Annotated in this window: 16 protein-coding genes; 6 read left to right on the top strand and 10 right to left on the bottom strand. The window is 72.3% G+C overall.

Features of this window, described 5'->3' with window-relative positions; all coding sequences use genetic code 11:
• Complete coding sequence (locus O7620_RS19160; protein ID WP_151492189.1) at positions 1-321, top strand: hypothetical protein; 321 nt, start codon at positions 1-3, stop codon at positions 319-321.
• Positions 322-344: 23 nt separating this feature from the next.
• Here O7620_RS19160 and O7620_RS19155 read toward each other — a convergent pair whose 3' ends face one another.
• The 3 genes from O7620_RS19155 to O7620_RS19145 all read right to left on the bottom strand — a co-directional run bounded on the left by O7620_RS19155 (position 345) and on the right by O7620_RS19145 (position 3537).
• Positions 345-1607: an acetyl-CoA C-acetyltransferase gene (locus tag O7620_RS19155; RefSeq protein ID WP_278124209.1), complete on the bottom strand. Its 1263-nt coding sequence runs from the start codon at positions 1605-1607 to the stop codon at positions 345-347.
• Positions 1608-1675: 68 nt separating this feature from the next.
• Positions 1676-2488, bottom strand: coding sequence for an SGNH/GDSL hydrolase family protein (locus tag O7620_RS19150; RefSeq protein ID WP_278124207.1), 813 nt, complete (start codon positions 2486-2488; stop codon positions 1676-1678).
• Entirely contained in the window at positions 2485-3537 is a 1053-nt protein-coding gene (locus O7620_RS19145; protein WP_278124205.1) for an SGNH/GDSL hydrolase family protein, read from the bottom strand. Before O7620_RS19145 ends, O7620_RS19150 begins: the two co-directional genes overlap by 4 nt.
• 150 nt (positions 3538-3687) lie before the next feature.
• Between O7620_RS19145 and O7620_RS19140 the strand changes: the two genes are divergently transcribed.
• Positions 3688-4044, top strand: coding sequence for a YkvA family protein (locus O7620_RS19140; protein ID WP_139584153.1), 357 nt, complete (start codon positions 3688-3690; stop codon positions 4042-4044).
• A gap of 72 nt (positions 4045-4116) precedes the next feature.
• A complete protein-coding gene (locus tag O7620_RS19135) occupies positions 4117-5487 on the top strand; it encodes a cystathionine beta-synthase (RefSeq protein WP_278124203.1) in 1371 nt (456 codons plus the stop codon).
• A gap of 173 nt (positions 5488-5660) precedes the next feature.
• Here the strand turns inward: O7620_RS19135 and O7620_RS19130 are convergent, their stop codons facing one another.
• From O7620_RS19130 to O7620_RS19110, 5 genes are all read right to left on the bottom strand, one after another.
• Positions 5661-6170, bottom strand: a complete 510-nt coding sequence (locus O7620_RS19130) for a GNAT family N-acetyltransferase (RefSeq protein ID WP_278124202.1) — start codon at positions 6168-6170, stop codon at positions 5661-5663.
• Positions 6167-7096, bottom strand: a complete 930-nt coding sequence (locus O7620_RS19125) for a ribonuclease Z (RefSeq protein ID WP_278124200.1) — start codon at positions 7094-7096, stop codon at positions 6167-6169. The genes O7620_RS19130 and O7620_RS19125 overlap by 4 nt, the downstream gene beginning before the upstream one ends.
• 444 nt (positions 7097-7540) lie before the next feature.
• Positions 7541-7954, bottom strand: a complete 414-nt coding sequence (locus O7620_RS19120; protein ID WP_278124199.1) for a hypothetical protein — start codon at positions 7952-7954, stop codon at positions 7541-7543.
• A gap of 388 nt (positions 7955-8342) precedes the next feature.
• Positions 8343-9005 (bottom strand): peptide-methionine (S)-S-oxide reductase MsrA, encoded by a 663-nt coding sequence (gene msrA / locus O7620_RS19115; protein WP_269681088.1) that lies wholly within the window; start codon positions 9003-9005, stop codon positions 8343-8345.
• Positions 9006-9079: 74 nt separating this feature from the next.
• A complete protein-coding gene (locus O7620_RS19110) occupies positions 9080-9502 on the bottom strand; it encodes an HIT family protein (protein ID WP_278124197.1) in 423 nt (140 codons plus the stop codon).
• A gap of 67 nt (positions 9503-9569) precedes the next feature.
• Between O7620_RS19110 and O7620_RS19105 the strand changes: the two genes are divergently transcribed.
• The 3 genes from O7620_RS19105 to ilvA all read left to right on the top strand — a co-directional run bounded on the left by O7620_RS19105 (position 9570) and on the right by ilvA (position 13592).
• On the top strand, positions 9570-10712 hold the full coding sequence (locus O7620_RS19105) for a cystathionine gamma-synthase (RefSeq protein ID WP_151490834.1): 1143 nt from the start codon (positions 9570-9572) through the stop codon (positions 10710-10712).
• A 12-nt stretch (positions 10713-10724) separates the two neighbouring features.
• Positions 10725-12134 carry an amidase family protein gene (locus O7620_RS19100; RefSeq protein WP_278124196.1) on the top strand — a complete coding sequence of 470 codons (1410 nt, stop codon included), beginning with the start codon at positions 10725-10727 and terminating at the stop codon, positions 12132-12134.
• Positions 12135-12371: 237 nt separating this feature from the next.
• Entirely contained in the window at positions 12372-13592 is a 1221-nt protein-coding gene (ilvA, locus tag O7620_RS19095) for a threonine ammonia-lyase (RefSeq protein WP_151490836.1), read from the top strand.
• A 58-nt stretch (positions 13593-13650) separates the two neighbouring features.
• Here ilvA and greA read toward each other — a convergent pair whose 3' ends face one another.
• Both greA and O7620_RS19085 read right to left on the bottom strand, forming a co-directional pair.
• Positions 13651-14148: a transcription elongation factor GreA gene (gene greA / locus O7620_RS19090; protein ID WP_151490837.1), complete on the bottom strand. Its 498-nt coding sequence runs from the start codon at positions 14146-14148 to the stop codon at positions 13651-13653.
• A 156-nt stretch (positions 14149-14304) separates the two neighbouring features.
• The gene (locus O7620_RS19085) at positions 14305-14745 is read right to left on the bottom strand and encodes a DUF4307 domain-containing protein (protein ID WP_278124195.1); all 441 of its coding nucleotides are present in this window, start codon (positions 14743-14745) and stop codon (positions 14305-14307) included.
• Positions 14746-14892: the final 147 nt, after the last annotated feature.

Here is a 14892-nt window from a genome sequence, read left to right as displayed (position 1 = left end):
ATGAGCGCAGCGGAATTGGATCAGGCCGTGCAGCTGCTGGTCCGCCAGGTCGGGCACTGGGAGCAGCCGCGCTGGGCGGCGGCCGCGGCCACCGGCAATGTGCCACGCGCCGACCTGGTCCACCGGTTGGTGCAGGAGATCGCAAATCTGGCCGCCGACGCCGAGGGCGAACCTCGTCGGACGGTACCCCGGCTGGACAACGACGTGGCGCTGCCCGACCAGTTGCGGGTGGTGACGGCGGATCTGTTTGCCGCCGGCACGGACGCCGAGGTGCTGGCACGGGCCGCCGCCGAGGTGACGGCGACCCGCAGCGCGCTCTGACGCCCACTTCCGCGAGCGTCAGTTCAGTTCAGCCGCTCCAGCACCATCGCCATGCCCTGGCCGCCGCCGACGCACATGGTCTCCAGACCGATGGTCTTGTCGTGCCACTTCAGGGCGTTGAGCAGGGTGCCGGTGATGCGGGCACCGGTCATGCCGAACGGGTGGCCGACCGCGATCGCGCCCCCCATCACGTTCAGCTTCTCCTCCGGGATGCCCAGCTCGCGGTAGGAGGGGATGACCTGCGCGGCGAACGCCTCGTTGATCTCGACGAGGTCAACGTCGTCGATGGCCATGCCGGCCCGGCGCAGCGCCTGCCGGGACGCCTCGACCGGTCCGAGGCCCATGATCTCCGGCGACAACGCGGTCACGCCGGTGGAGACGATCCGGGCCAGCGGGGTCAACCCCAGCTCCTCGGCCCGCTGGGCGCTCATCACGACCACGGCGGCGGCACCGTCGTTGAGCGGGCAGCAGTTGCCGGCGGTGATCCGGCCGTCCGGGCGGAACACCGGCTTCAGGCCGGCGACCGCGTCGAGGGTGACACCGGCGCGGGGGCCGTCGTCGGTGCTGACCACGGTGCCGTCCGGCGTCGTGACCGGGGTGATCTCCCGGGCCCAGAAGCCGTCGGCGATGGCCTTCTCGGCGAGGTTCTGGCTGCGGACGCCGAACTCGTCCATGTCGGCGCGGGTGACGTCGTACACCTGGGCCAGGTTCTCCGCGGTCTGCCCCATGGTCAGGTAGATGTCCGGCAGGTCACCGGCGTCACGCGGGTCGGTCCACACCTCGGCGCCGCCCTGCGCGCGGCGCTTCGAGCGTTCGCCGGCCGCCGCGAAGCGCGGGTTCTCCCAGCCGCCGCCGACCAGCGCCTGCGCCTCCGGCGGCAGACCGTCGGAACTGCCCCGGGCGTACCGGGAGACCATCTCGACGCCGGCGGAGACGAACACGTCGCCCTCCCCGGCCCGGATCGCGTGCATGGCCATCCGGGTGGTCTGCAACGAGGAGGCGCAGTAGCGGGTCAGCGTGGCACCCGGCACGGTGTCGAGCCCGAGCAGGGTGGACACCACCCGGGCCATGTTGAAGCCCTGTTCGCCGCCGGGCAGGCCGCACCCGAGGTAGAGGTCGTCGACGGTGGTCGGATCGAGCTGGGGGATCTTGTCCAACGCGGCCTGGACGATGGTCGCGGCGAGGTCGTCGGAGCGGACGTCGCGCAGGGACCCCTTGTGCGCCCGGCCGATGGGGGAGCGGGCGGTGGCGACGATGACGGCGTCGCGGGACGACTCAATCGGCATGGACCAACGTTAACCCGCCGGTAACATGGCGCGGAAGAAGCCGGGGCGGCGGGAAATGTCACCCCGATCTAACGCCGCGAGGTCATCGCCGCCGCGGCCGCGACGGCCGGCAGCAGGGCGTGCGCCCACACCCGGTAACCGTCGGCGGAGGGGTGGAAACCGTCGTGGCAGAGCGTCCCCGCGTCGGCCCGGAACACCGGCCCGGTCTCGGTGGCCAGGTCGACCACGGCCCCACCGGCGTCCAGCACGGCAGTGGTCTGCGCGCGTGCCATCCGCCGGCCGGCCCAGCCGACCACCTGACGCAGCGGGGGAGCGATGGCGCGCACCGCGCCGAGATCGGGGCACGTGCCCACCACCACCTCGACCCGCGCCTCGCGCAGCCGGTGCACCGCCGCCCCCAGATACGCGGCCGCGTCGGCCGGCCGGCGCAGCCCGGTGGCGTCGTTCGCGCCGATCAGGATCAACGCCACGTCGGGCCGCTCACCGAGCAGGGCCCGGGCCACCTGGGTGGCCAGATCCGTCGAACGGGACCCGGAGACACCGACGCTGGACAGGTGCACCCGCCGGCCGGCCGGGCCCTCGGCGAGCAGATGGGCCAACTGGCCGCCGATGGTGTCCTCCAGGCGGTCGACGCCCACACCGAGCGCCGACGAGTCGCCGAGCAGCACCAGCCGCAGCGGCGCAGCACCGGCCCGGCCGATCGTGGCGCGCAGCGCCAGCCCCAACTCCGGCTGGGCGTACCGCCGGTGCCGGGCTACGAACGCCTCACCGGCCAGGACGGCGGCGCCGCCCACCGTGCCGGCGAGCAGCGAGAGTGCCGCCGCCCGGCCTAGTCGGCCGGGAAGGCCGGCGGTCACGTCCCGCCCGCTGCGCTCGTTCATGCCAGTCCCTCCACTGTCGAGGTGTCCGGGGCGGACCCGCGCTGCGGCACCGCGCCGACACCGAAGAACGCCCGGCGACGCAGCTGCGCCCACCGGCCGGCCGGACCTCGGTCGCGGCCCCGGACCTGGGTGCCGCTGACCTCGGTGCCGGCGTGCCGGGCCGCCTCCTGCGCGGCCTCCGGCAGCGACCGTACGCCCTCGCCCCGCGCCTGTGTAGCCCGTCGTTCCTGCCCCGCGCCGAGCGCCGAGAGCATCGTCGGCAGGAGGGCGGCGGCAGCCATCGCGTACCCCTCGGCGGAGGGATGGAACCGGTCCCAGGCGAACATCCGGGCCGGCTCGGCGGCGAACCGCGGGCCGAGCAGGTCACCGAGGGACACCGTCCAGCCGCCCGCCTCGACCACCGCCACCGTCTGGGCGGCGGCGAGCTGTCGGCTCCAGCGGTGCGCCAACCAGCGCAGCGGCGGCTGGATCGGGCGGATCGCGCCCAGGTCGGGGCAGGTGCCGACGACCACTTCGCAACCGGCGTCGCGGAGCGAGTGGACCGCCTCGACCAGGTAACGCACGGCCAGCCCGCGCGGCGTGCGATTGGTGATGTCGTTGCCGCCGATGAGGATCACCGCGATGTCCGGGCGGTGCTCCAACGCCGCATCCACCTGGTGTCGCAGCGCCGCCGAGATGGCGCCGACCACCGCGAAGCGGTGCAGGCGCACCGGGCGGTGCAGTCGGCGCGACAGACCGGTGGCGAGCAGCGCGCCGGGCGTCTCCCGGCGGCGGTGCACCCCGTAGCCGGCCGCCGACGAGTCACCGAGCACGACCATGGTGAGCGCGGGGCCGGGGAACTTCGCGCCGTACACCCCGTCGCAGCGCGGCGGCGGCGCCTCGGCCATCGGGATGGTGCGTCGGGCCTGCCGCGCCTGGCCGAGCAGCACCCCGCCGGTCGCCACCGCGGCCGCCGCGGTGGCGACCGTCCCGATCGCCGCCAGGCGGACGACCCGCCGGGCGTGTCGCCAGCGCGGACCAACGGGTACGACAGAACCAGCCACCCCCATACCGCGACATTATCGCGCCGGCCCGACACGCCGCTGTCGTCGTGACGGCACCCGGGTGCCTGGAAACCGACGCGACGGGGTACCAGTACGGGGGAGGCCGGCCGACTTGCGCCGACCCGCCACGCTGATCCGGCGGAGAGGAGCGCGACGATGGGGAAGACACTGAAGCGCAGCGCGGCGTTCACGGCACTGGCCCGGGCCCTGGCGGCCGGGGCGCGCGGCGGCCCGTCGCTGGGCACCCGGTTGGCGGCGTTGCCCCGGATGATCCGGGCCACCACCAGGGGCGAGTACGACGGCGGCCTCCGCCTGGCCCTGATGACGGCCGCGACGGCGTACATCGTCTCGCCGATCGATCTGCTCCCGGAGATCCCGCTGGCGATCTTCGGGCTGGCCGACGACGCCGTCATGATCACCTGGCTGGCCGGTAGCGTGCTCGCCGAGACCGACCGCTTCCTGGAGTGGGAGGCGCGGCGCAGCTCGGTCATCCCCGGGGGCCTGGTGCCCTGACGGCACGTACGCTGGGCGGCGAGGAAACGTCTGCCCGGCCGCCGTCGCCGGCGCCGCAACGAAGGGCACACCGTGCAGTACTACGACAACGTCGTCGACATGATCGGCAACACCCCGCTGGTACGTCTGCGTAACGTCACCGAGGGCATCCAGGCCACCGTGCTCGCCAAGGTCGAGTACCTGAATCCGGGTGGCTCGGTGAAGGACCGGATCGCCCTGCGCATGGTGGAGGACGCCGAAGCGGCGGGCCTGCTCCAGCCGGGCGGCACGATCGTCGAGCCGACCAGCGGCAACACCGGTGTCGGGCTGGCCCTGGTGGCCCAGCTCAAGGGCTACAAGTGTGTCTTCGTCTGCCCCGACAAGGTCAGCCAGGACAAGCAGGACGTGCTCCGGGCGTACGGCGCCGAGGTGGTGGTCTGCCCGACCGCGGTCGCTCCGGAGGACCCGCGCTCGTACTACAACGTCTCCGACCGGCTCACCCGGGAGATCCCCGGCGCCTGGAAGCCTGACCAGTACAGCAACCCGGCCAACCCGCGGTCGCACTACGAGACCACCGGTCCGGAGCTGTGGAAGCAGACCGAGGGCGGTCTGACCCACTTCGTGACGGGCGTCGGCACCGGCGGCACGATCTCCGGCATCGGCCGGTACCTCAAGGAGGCGTCCGAGGGCCGGGTCCGGGTCATCGGGGCCGACCCGGAGGGTTCGGTCTACTCCGGCGGCACCGGCCGGCCGTACCTGGTGGAGGGCGTCGGCGAGGACTTCTGGCCGGAGACGTACGACCGGGGTGTGGCCGACGAGATCGTCGAGGTGTCCGACAAGGCGTCCTTCGAGATGACCCGGCGGCTGGCCCGCGAGGAGGGGCTGCTGGTCGGCGGCTCCTGCGGGATGGCGGTGGTCGCCGCCCTGGAGGTGGCGCGCAAGGCCGGCCCGGACGACGTTGTGGTGGTGCTGCTGCCCGACGGCGGGCGGGGTTACCTGTCGAAGATCTTCAACGACTCGTGGATGGCCCGGTACGGCTTCCTTGACAACTCCGGCGCCGAGCCGACGGTGGCCGACGCGCTGGCCAGCAAGCCGGGCGGGCTGCCCGAGCTGGTGCACGTGCACCCGACCGAGACGGTCCGCGACGCGATCGACTACATGCGCGAGTACGGCGTCTCCCAACTGCCGGTGCTCAAGGCGGAGCCGCCGGTGGTGACCGGTGAGGTCGCCGGCTCGATCGCCGAGCGGGACCTGCTCGACGCGCTGTTCACCGGTCAGGCCCACCTGCACGACACCATCGAGCGGCACATGGGCGACCCGCTGCCGATGATCGGTGGTGGCCAGCCGGTCAGCGAGGCTGTCGGCCTGCTGGAGAAGTCCGACGCCGCCCTGGTCCTGGTCGACGGCAAGCCCAAGGGAGTCCTGACCCGTCAAGACCTCCTGGCCCACCTAGGCGCCCACTAACAGCCCCACCCCCCACCCCCACCCCCACCCCCCACCCCCCACCCCCCACCCCCACCCCCCGCCCCGTCGATCATGGAGTTGTGGTGCCGGATGAGACCGGCATGAGCGGATTAATCGCCCACCACAACTCCATGATCGACGGAATGGGAGGGTGGGGGCGGGAGGCAGAAGAGCTACAGGGGGCGGGTGTAGCGGAGCTGGGGGGTTGGGACGGGGCCGATGTACTCGTCGCGTTGCGCGCCCGTCAGGGTCCAGCCGCCGCGCTCGTAGAAGGCGCGGGCGTGGGCGTTGTCCCGCAGCACCCACAGCACCGCGCGGCGCCAACCCTGGGCGCGCATCGCATCCAGGGCGTCCACCATCAGCGCGCGGCCGGTGCCCCGGCCCTGCTCGCGCGGGTCCAGGTGGAGCGCGTTGAGCAGCCCGGTCGCCGGGCCACCCTCGTCATCCGGGCCCAGGTAGCTGAACCCGACCAGCGCCCCGGCGCGCTCCGCCACGGTCATCCGGTGGACGTCCCGTTCCCAGCGCCACCGCTCGGTCCAGTACCACCCCATCGCCTCTTCCGTCGGCTCGACCAGCGCCTCGGGCGGCAGGAACGAGGAGTACGCGGCGACCCGGGAACGTTGGTGCAACGCACCCACCCCCATCAGGTCGTCACCGGTCGCTGGACGGAGCGTGACGGTCACTCGGCCGAGGCTACCCGGCGGGGCGGAACCTGCACCGTGGTCAGATCCTCGGCGATGATCAGGTCGCCGTCGAAGTGGGCGCGCGCCTCGTCGTGGAACCGGCGCGGGTCGGGGTACCGCTGGGAGAAATGGGTGAGCACCAGCCGTCGTACCCCGGACTCGGTCGCCACCCGGGCGGCCTGCGCCGCGGTCAGGTGGCCGACCTCGGCGGCCAACGCGGCCTCCGACTCCAGGAACGTCGACTCGATGACCAGCAGGTCGGCGTGCTCGGCGAGGGCGTACACCCCGTCGCAGAGGCCGGTGTCCATCACGAAGGCGAACCGCTGCCCCGGCCGGGGCACGCTCACCTCGGCCCGGGTGACGCGGCGTCCGTCGAGGTCGAGGTGCCCCACGCGGATCAGCTCGCCGACGGCCGGCCCGGCGATGCCGTACGCGGCCAGCCTTTCCGGCAGCATCCGGTGCCCGTCCGGCTCGACGAGCCGGTACCCGTACGTCTCGATGGGGTGCCGTAGCCGGCGTGCCTCCAGGAGGCCGCAGCCCAGCGCGATGCGCTGCCCGTCGGTCTCGATCGGGGTCACCGCCAGCTCGGCGGTCTCGTAGAACGAGGTGGCGTGCCGCAGCCGGGCGAAGTACTCGGCGCCACCGGCCGGGAAGTGCACGGCAACCGGATGCGCCACCCGGTCCAGGGAGAGTCGCTGGATGGTGCCGGGCAGGCCCAGGCAGTGGTCGCCGTGGAAGTGGGTGACGCAGATCCGGGTCAGGTCGGTGGCCGTGACCGTGGTGTGCAGGAACTGGCGCTGGGTGCCCTCACCCGGGTCGAAGAGGATCACCTCGTCGTCCCAGCGCAGCACGTACCCGTTGTGGTTGCGCTGCCGGGTCGGCGCCTGGCTGGCCGTCCCCAGCACCACCAGTTCGCGCATCGACATCGCCGGTCCTCCGGATATGAAGCGACCCCCGGGGCGCTCCGCGCTGTCGCGCGGGCCGGCTGGACTGGGCCGGCACCCCGGGGGTCGGGTGGCTGTCTGGAATTCGCCGCACCGCTGCCACACGGTCCCGACGATGGTGCTGGTGCCCGCCTGTCGGCGGACCGATCACTGTCGAGGACAGCGGCTAGCGGACAGCCACCTCACGAGTCCGATTGCTATACAAGTCTGGACCACCTCCTTTCGCGTGTACGGCCACGTTATCGAGTCCTCGCGGGGCTCGGCAACGGATTTCGATCACAGGGCCGAACGGGAATGCCCGGCCACCTGTCGGTAGCGGCCCTCGAGGTCGTGCGGCAGCCGGGCGTTGCGTCGCGCTGGAGGTCGGCTGTAGCGCCAGCTGCGACGATCACCCCGCCCATGCCAGTTCGTGGGTCGGCGCCGCGATCAGCGATCGGTTGGCTCACCGCCATGAACCGACTGCCTTCCGTCCCGTTGTAGTCCTCGACCGGACGTTACGATGTAGTTGGCAGGCACCCCATGTCCTATGAGCGCAGTTTGGCAGATGCCACGAGCGCTCTGTTCCGCCTCGGTGCCCAGGCTGAGCAGGCAGTGATTCAGCGGCAATACAACGAGATGAGAAACAACCGTCCCGTCGACCACGCGCTCATCGCCGACACGCTCGGCACGCTCGGGTTCCGACTCGCAAACAGAGGCGGGTTCACCGATCAGAACGATCCGCAGCACGGCATCCGGAACGCTCAGGCCTACGCCGACGAGGCGCGGCGACAGCAGCACCAGCAGGCCGCTGCCGCAGCCCGTGCTCCCGGCATCGAGGCATGGCGTCAGCGCGTGGGACATTCCGCCAGCACTCATCCGGTGTCGCCGTGGCGCGCGTCGCCCGATAGCGGGTACGGCGGTCGGCAGGAGTTCGACGCGAACATGTCGCGTCTGTCCAGCCCTGGGTTCCGGCAAACGCCGACACCCCCCGCCTCCGGGGACCAGTCATCGACACAGGCTCCCCGCGTGGGTGGAACCGACCCCGGTGCGGCCCCCAAGGCGGTAACCCGGAGGAGGAGCGCCTGACCGGAAACGGTGGCGGGATGATTCTCGCCAGGATGGCACAACCGGAAAGCTGGCAGTCGAGCCTGCCGCAGGCTCCCGACGAGGTGTGAAGCGCGGGGGATCGTGGTTGGCGTCCGGGGGTCGGGCGTGTACGTCGCTGAGACGTAGCAGGCCCCGCCGCCGGCTAGCCGCCGACGCGCGCCACGCCGACCGGGCAGCTCAGGCCGTTCGGACCGTGGTTGCAGTACCCGTTCGGGTTCTTCGTGGGTGCCAGGTACTGCTGGTGGTAGTCCTCGGCGAAGTAGTAGCTGCCGAGCGGGGCGATCTCGGTGGTGATCTCACCCTTGCCGGCCCGCGTCACGATCGGCTGGAACGCGTCCCGGGACGACTCCGCAATGGTCCGCTGCTCGTCGGTGGTCGTGTAGATCGCCGAGCGGTACTGGGTGCCCACGTCGTTGCCCTGGCGCATGCCCTGGGTGGGGTCGTGGTTCTCCCAGAAGACCTTCAGCAGGTCCTCATAGTTGATCTTGCTGGGGTCGTACACCACCTGGACGACCTCGGCGTGCCCGGTGCGGCCGGAACACGTCTCCTCGTACGTCGGGTTCTTGGTGATGCCACCGGCGTAGCCGGCGGAGGTGGTGTAGACGCCGGGCAGCGTCCAGAACAGCCGCTCGGCGCCCCAGAAACAGCCCATGCCGAAGACGGCGACCTGCAGGCCCTCCGGGAACGGGCCCTTGAGCGGGGTGCCCAGGACCTCGTGCCGGTCGGCGACCGGCATGGCGATCGGGCGGCCGGGCAGAGCCTGGTCGGGCGAGACCATCTCGGCGTTCATACGGCGCAGGAACACGGTGGGACTCCTCTCATACCTCTCCCAGCGTGTAACACCGGTGGGCCTTCCTTCCTTACCCGCGCCAGTGTGACTCAGGCCCCTGCCGGGAGGGCGGCGGCCACCCGGTCGGCGTGGGCGCGGGCCTCGGCGTCGTCGGCATAACGGGTACGCGGCCAGAAGAAGCCGCGCAGCCCGTCGCCCTTGGTCCGCGGTACCACGTGGGTGTGCAGGTGCGGCACCGATTGGGACACCGTGTTGTTCATCGCGACGAACGTCCCGCCGGCCCCCAGACCGGTCTGGACCGCCACGGCCATCCGCCGAACCAGCGCGAAGTAGCCCGGCAGCAGGTCGGCCGGCAGTTCGGCCAGGGTGACCAGGTGGACCCGGGGGACCACCAGCACGTGCCCCTTGAACACCGGCCGGGTGTCCAGGAAAGCCACCCCGTCCGGCTCGTCGGCGACCCGGAACGCCGGCACCGTACCCGCCACGATGTCGCAGAACACGCACCCGCTCATCGGTCCAGGCTATGCCGCCTGCCCGGCTCCGCCCCGGCCCGCCGAGCGGGGCACTAGCCTCACCAGAATGAGTCACGGCTTCGAGACGCTCGCTATCCACGCCGGTCAGGACCCTGAGGCCCGCACCGGCGCGGTGATTCCACCGATTTATCAGACCAGCACGTACGCCCAGGACGCCGTCGGCGCGCCCCGGCTCGGCTACGAGTACAGCCGCTCCGGCAACCCGACCCGCGACGCCCTGCAGGAGTGCCTGGCGGCGCTGGAGGGTGGCCCGGTCGGGCTCGCCTTCGCCAGCGGCCTGGCGGCCGAGGACGCCCTGCTGCGGGCCGTCTGCCAGCCGGGCGACCACGTGATCATCCCGGACGACGCGTACGGCGGCACCTACCGGCTCTTCGCCCGGGTCGCCCGGCGCTGGGGCCTGGAGTTCACCCCGGCCAAGGTCTCCGACCCGGCTGCGATCCGGGCCGCCGTGCAGCCCGGCCGTACGAAGATCGTCTGGGTGGAGACGCCGACCAACCCGTTGCTCGGCATCGCCGACATCGCCGCCCTGGCCGGTGTCGCGCACGACGCGGGCGCGCTGCTGGTGGTCGACAACACCTTCGCCTCGCCGTACCTCCAGCAGCCGATCGCGTACGGCGCGGACGTGGTCGTGCACTCCACCACCAAGTACATCGGCGGGCACTCCGACGTGGTCGGCGGCGCACTCGTCGTCGCCGACGCCGCGCTCGGCGAGGAGCTGCGCTACCACCAGAACGCGATGGGCGCGATCAACGGCCCGTTCGACGCCTGGCTCACCCTGCGCGGCATCAAGACCCTCGGGGTACGGATGGACCGGCACTGCGACAATGCCGAGCGGCTCGCCGGCTACCTCGACGGGCACGCCAAGGTGGCCGAGGTGATCTACCCGGGGCTGCCCTCGCACCCCGGTCACGAGGTGGCCGCCAAGCAGATGCGCCGCTTCGGCGGCATGATCTCGTTCCGGGCGTCCGGCGGCGAGGACCACGCCGTGGAGATCTGCAACCGCACGAAGCTCTTCGTGCTCGCCGAATCGCTCGGCGGAGTGGAATCCCTGATCGAGCACCCCGGCCGGATGACACACGCAAGTGCTGCCGGCTCGCCGCTTGAAGTTCCCGGCGATCTCGTGCGACTGTCTGTCGGCATCGAGACGGTCGACGACCTGCTCGCCGATCTGGAGCAGGCACTGGGCTGACCGCTGGGGAGGATGGCCGTGCAGGACATCATGGCGACCTGGGTCGGGGCGACCGCCAAGCAGATCGCCCGGGGGGTGCGCCGGGGCGACGTCTCGGCCACTCAGGTCGTCGCCGACCACCTCGAGTACATCGCTGCCGCCGACCGCGAACTGGCCGCGTTCCGCGCCGTTCGCGGCGGCGAGGCGATCACCGAGGCGGAGAAGGTCGACGAGCAGGAGGACCTGGCCAACCTGCCCCTCGCCGGGGTGCCGGTGGCGGTGAAGGAGAACACTCCGGTCGCCGGCCTGCCCACCTGGAACGGGTCGGCCGCAGTCCGTACCGACGTCGCGGAGGCCGACCATGAGGTGGTCCGCCGGCTACGCGGCGCCGGCGCGGTGATCCTGGGCGTGACCCGGATGCCCGAGCTAGGCCTGTGGGCACTCACCGACGACGACAGCGCGGTGACCCGCAACCCGTGGGACAGCTCGCGTACCCCTGGCGGTTCCTCCGGCGGCGCGGCCGCCGCGGTGGCCGCCGGGCTGGTGCCGATCGCGCACGGCGACGACGGTCTCGGTTCGATCCGGATCCCCGCCGCCTGCTGCGGGCTGGTCGGGCTGAAGCCGGGTCGGGGCGTGGTCCCCTGCCAGCTCGGCGCGGACGACTGGTTCGGTCTCACCGAGCACGGCATGCTGACCAGCACGGTCGCCGACGCCGCGGTCGGCTTCTCGGTGCTCGCCGGGCGGCGGCAGGAGAAGCTGGTCCCACCGCAGCGACTGCGCGTGGGTGTCTCGCTGCGGTCGCCGGTGCGTGGCGTCGCACCGGACGGGCCCAACCGCGACGCGGTCGCCGCTGCCGGCCGGCTGCTCGCCGCCGCCGGGCACGACACCGTACCGGCCGATCCGGTCTACCCCACCGCGCTCGGCCTGCAGGGCATCGCCACCTGGTTCGCCGCCGCCGCTGCCGATGTGCGGGCCTCCGGTCTGGACCGGCGCGGCCTGCAACGGCGCAGCCGTCGACACGTCGCGTTGGGCGAGTGGGCGCAGCGTCGCGGGTACGTCCGGGAGGCCGACCGGGCTGCCTGGCGGCAGCGGTCCACCGACTTCTTCACCGACCACTCGGTCGACCTGCTGCTCACCCCGGCGCTGGCCACCGCTCCGCCGGAGGCCGCGCGGTGGTCAGACCGGTCGTGGCGGGCGAACATGACGGCCAGCATCCGGTACGCCCCGTACGCGGCGCCGTGGAACATCGCCGGCCTGCCGGCGATCGTCGTGCCGGTGGGTCGCCGCCCGGACGGCCTGCCGGTGGCCGTGCAGTTGGTCGGCCCGCCCGGCTCGGAGCTGCTGCTGCTCGGCGTGGCGGGTCAGTTCGAGATGGCCGCTCCGTGGGCGCGTCACGCCCCCGGCTATCCCCGGGTCGGAACGGGGTCGCCGGCCGCTGCATGATCGTCTACGGTGTGCGCGCATCGTCGCGCTGACCGCCCCGGTCTGGCCGCCGGCCCAGGTCTCGCCGGTGGCTCAGGTCTCGACGGCTGTTCACGTGTCGGCGGTGGCCCAGCCGGGCCCGGTGGCCCAGGTCTCGCCAGCGGCTCAGCCGGGCCCGGTGGCCCAGGTCCCGCCAGCGGCTCAGCCGGGCCCGGTGTCGCCGCCGGGGCCGCCGGAGGCGGGTGGCACGATCGGGGCATGACGGAACTGGTCGGCCTCGACGACGTGCGGGCTGCGCGGAAACTGCTCGACGGCGTCATCCGGACCACCCCGCTGGAGCCCTCCCGGCCGTTGAGCGCGGCGCTGGGCGGGCCGACCTGGCTCAAGTGCGAGAACGTCCAGCGCGCCGGCTCGTACAAGGTGCGCGGCGCGTACGTGCGGATCTCCCGGTTGTCGGCCCAGGAGCGGGAACGCGGCGTCGTCGCGGCGAGCGCCGGTAACCACGCCCAGGGCGTGGCTCTCGCGGCCGGCCTGGTCGGCACGCACGCAACGGTCTTCATGCCGGTCAACGCGCCGCTGCCGAAGGTCGCCGCCACCAAAAGGTACGGCGCGCAGGTCGAGTTGGCCGGCAACACCGTCGACGAGGCGCTGGTCGCCGCTCAGACGTACGCCGAGCGCACCGGAGCGGTGCTGATCCACCCGTTCGACCACCCGGACGTGATCGCCGGGCAGGGCACGGTGGCGCTGGAGATCCTCGAACAGTGCCCGGACGTGCGGACCATCATCACCGGGGTGGGTGGCGGCGGACTGATCTCAGGCATGGCGGTGGCGGCCAAGGCGCTGCGGCCGGACATCCGGATCATCGGGGTGCAGGCGGCCGGTGCGGCGGCCTTCCCGCCCTCCCTGGCGGCCGGGGAGCCGGTCCGGCTGCCCGCCTTCGCCACCATCGCGGACGGCATCGCGGTCGGCCGTCCCGGGGTGATCACCTTCAACCACGTCCGCAAGCTGGTCGACGAGGTCGTCACGGTCTCCGAGGAGGACATCTCCCGGGCGCTGCTGATGTTGTTGGAGCGGGGCAAGCAGGTGGTCGAGCCGGCCGGCGCGGTCGGCGTGGCCGCGCTGCTGGCCGGTGTGGTGCAGGTGGAGACACCGGTGGTCGCCGTGCTGTCCGGCGGCAACATCGATCCGCTGCTGATGATGCGTGTGATCGAGCACGGTCTGGCGGCCGCGGGACGCTACCTGCGGGTGACGGTGCGCTGCTCGGACCGACCGGGACAGTTGGCCTCGCTGCTCAGCCAGATCGCCGAGCACCGGGCGAACGTGGTCGACGTGGAGCACCAGCGGGCCAACCCGCACCTGAGCCTCGGCGAGGTGGAGGTGGCGCTGTCGGTGGAGACCCGGGGTGTGGAGCACTCGGACACGCTCATCAGCGCACTGCGGGCCAGCGGCTACCAGGTGGTGTTCGCCGCCGAGGCGTGACACCAACGGGTGCCACGCCTCGGATGCGCGTCTGATCGTGCGGTGGAGCCGGCGACGACTAGCCGGAGAACGGCTCGAAGCTGACCACGGTCACCTTGATGTCGGCGCCGCTGGGCGCCGTGTAGGTGCAGGTCTGCCCGGCCCGGCCGCCCAGGATCGCCTTGCCGAGCGCGGACTCGGGGCTGTAGACGGTCAGGTCGGTGGTGGCCGCGATCTCTCGGGAGCCCAGCAGGAACGTCTCGGTGTCGTCGGTGTCGTCGTCGAAGTAGATCGTCACGACCATGCCGGGCGACACCGCGTCCGCCGTCGGCGCCTCGCCGACCTTGGCGGTACGCAGCAGCTCTTGGAGGTAGCGGATGCGACCCTCGGCCTTGCCCTGCTCCTCGCGGGCGGCGTGGTAGCCGCCGTTCTCCCGCAGGTCGCCCTCCTCGCGCCGGGCGTTGATCTCGGCTGCGATCGCCGGGCGGTTGGCGATGTGCTCGTCGAGCTCGGCCTGGAGGCGGTCGTACGCGTCCTGGGACAGCCAGGTGGCGGGCGCCTCGTTGCCAGTGGACACAGGCGGTCTCCTCAGTTGTGCGTGGCTGGCTGACAGGTGAATTACCAAGTTACCAGTGCAGTACGACACAGCGTGTCGGCCATCACCACCGGTGCCCGTACCGAGCACCGGAGGTGGTCGGCCCCAGACACCCGCTGAGGGAGATGTTTTCGCAGCTCAGGCGGGGGGTCGGCAGCGCAGTACCTCGCCGATGAACGGCCGCGCGGTGGTGGCGAGGCGGTGCCGGGTGGTGACGTGCCGATCGCCGGCGGCCGCGGTCACCGTGATCTCCTCGCGGGCCACCTCGACCCCGGCGCGGTCCCGGGCGCGCAGCACGCACACCGCCGATCCGCCCGGCGGCACGGTCACCCGGAAGTCGACCAGCACCTGGCTGTCCGTGATGTCGGTGTACGTGATCACCTGGGCGTCGTACGCCGGATCGCCGTACTGCCGGTAGAGCCGGAACGAGATCAGCGTCAGCGCGGTCACCAGCACCAGAAGCACCAGGCCGGCCAGCAGCGTACGACGGGTCTTTCCGCCGGGTGCCCGGCGGCGGCCGTAGCGTCCGGCGGGAAAAACCGGCGCGCCCGGTGAAATTGTGGCGTGCGTCTCGGTCACCGGCGGGTATCTCCTGGCGTTGTTGTCGGCGGCATCGGCAAGAATGACAGAGTCCATCTTCCCAGCCCGGCGCAGCCGCAGGAATGGCAGGTCGGGCCCCGCGCGGTGCTACCGGTGGCGGGGTGCGGAGGATCCCCGGCAGGTCAC

The organism is Micromonospora sp. WMMD710 (genome assembly GCF_029626045.1).
In the GTDB taxonomy this organism is placed as follows: domain Bacteria; phylum Actinomycetota; class Actinomycetes; order Mycobacteriales; family Micromonosporaceae; genus Micromonospora.
The sequence above is the reverse complement of the archived record's forward strand: the minus strand, read 5'-3'. Positions and strand labels throughout refer to the sequence as shown.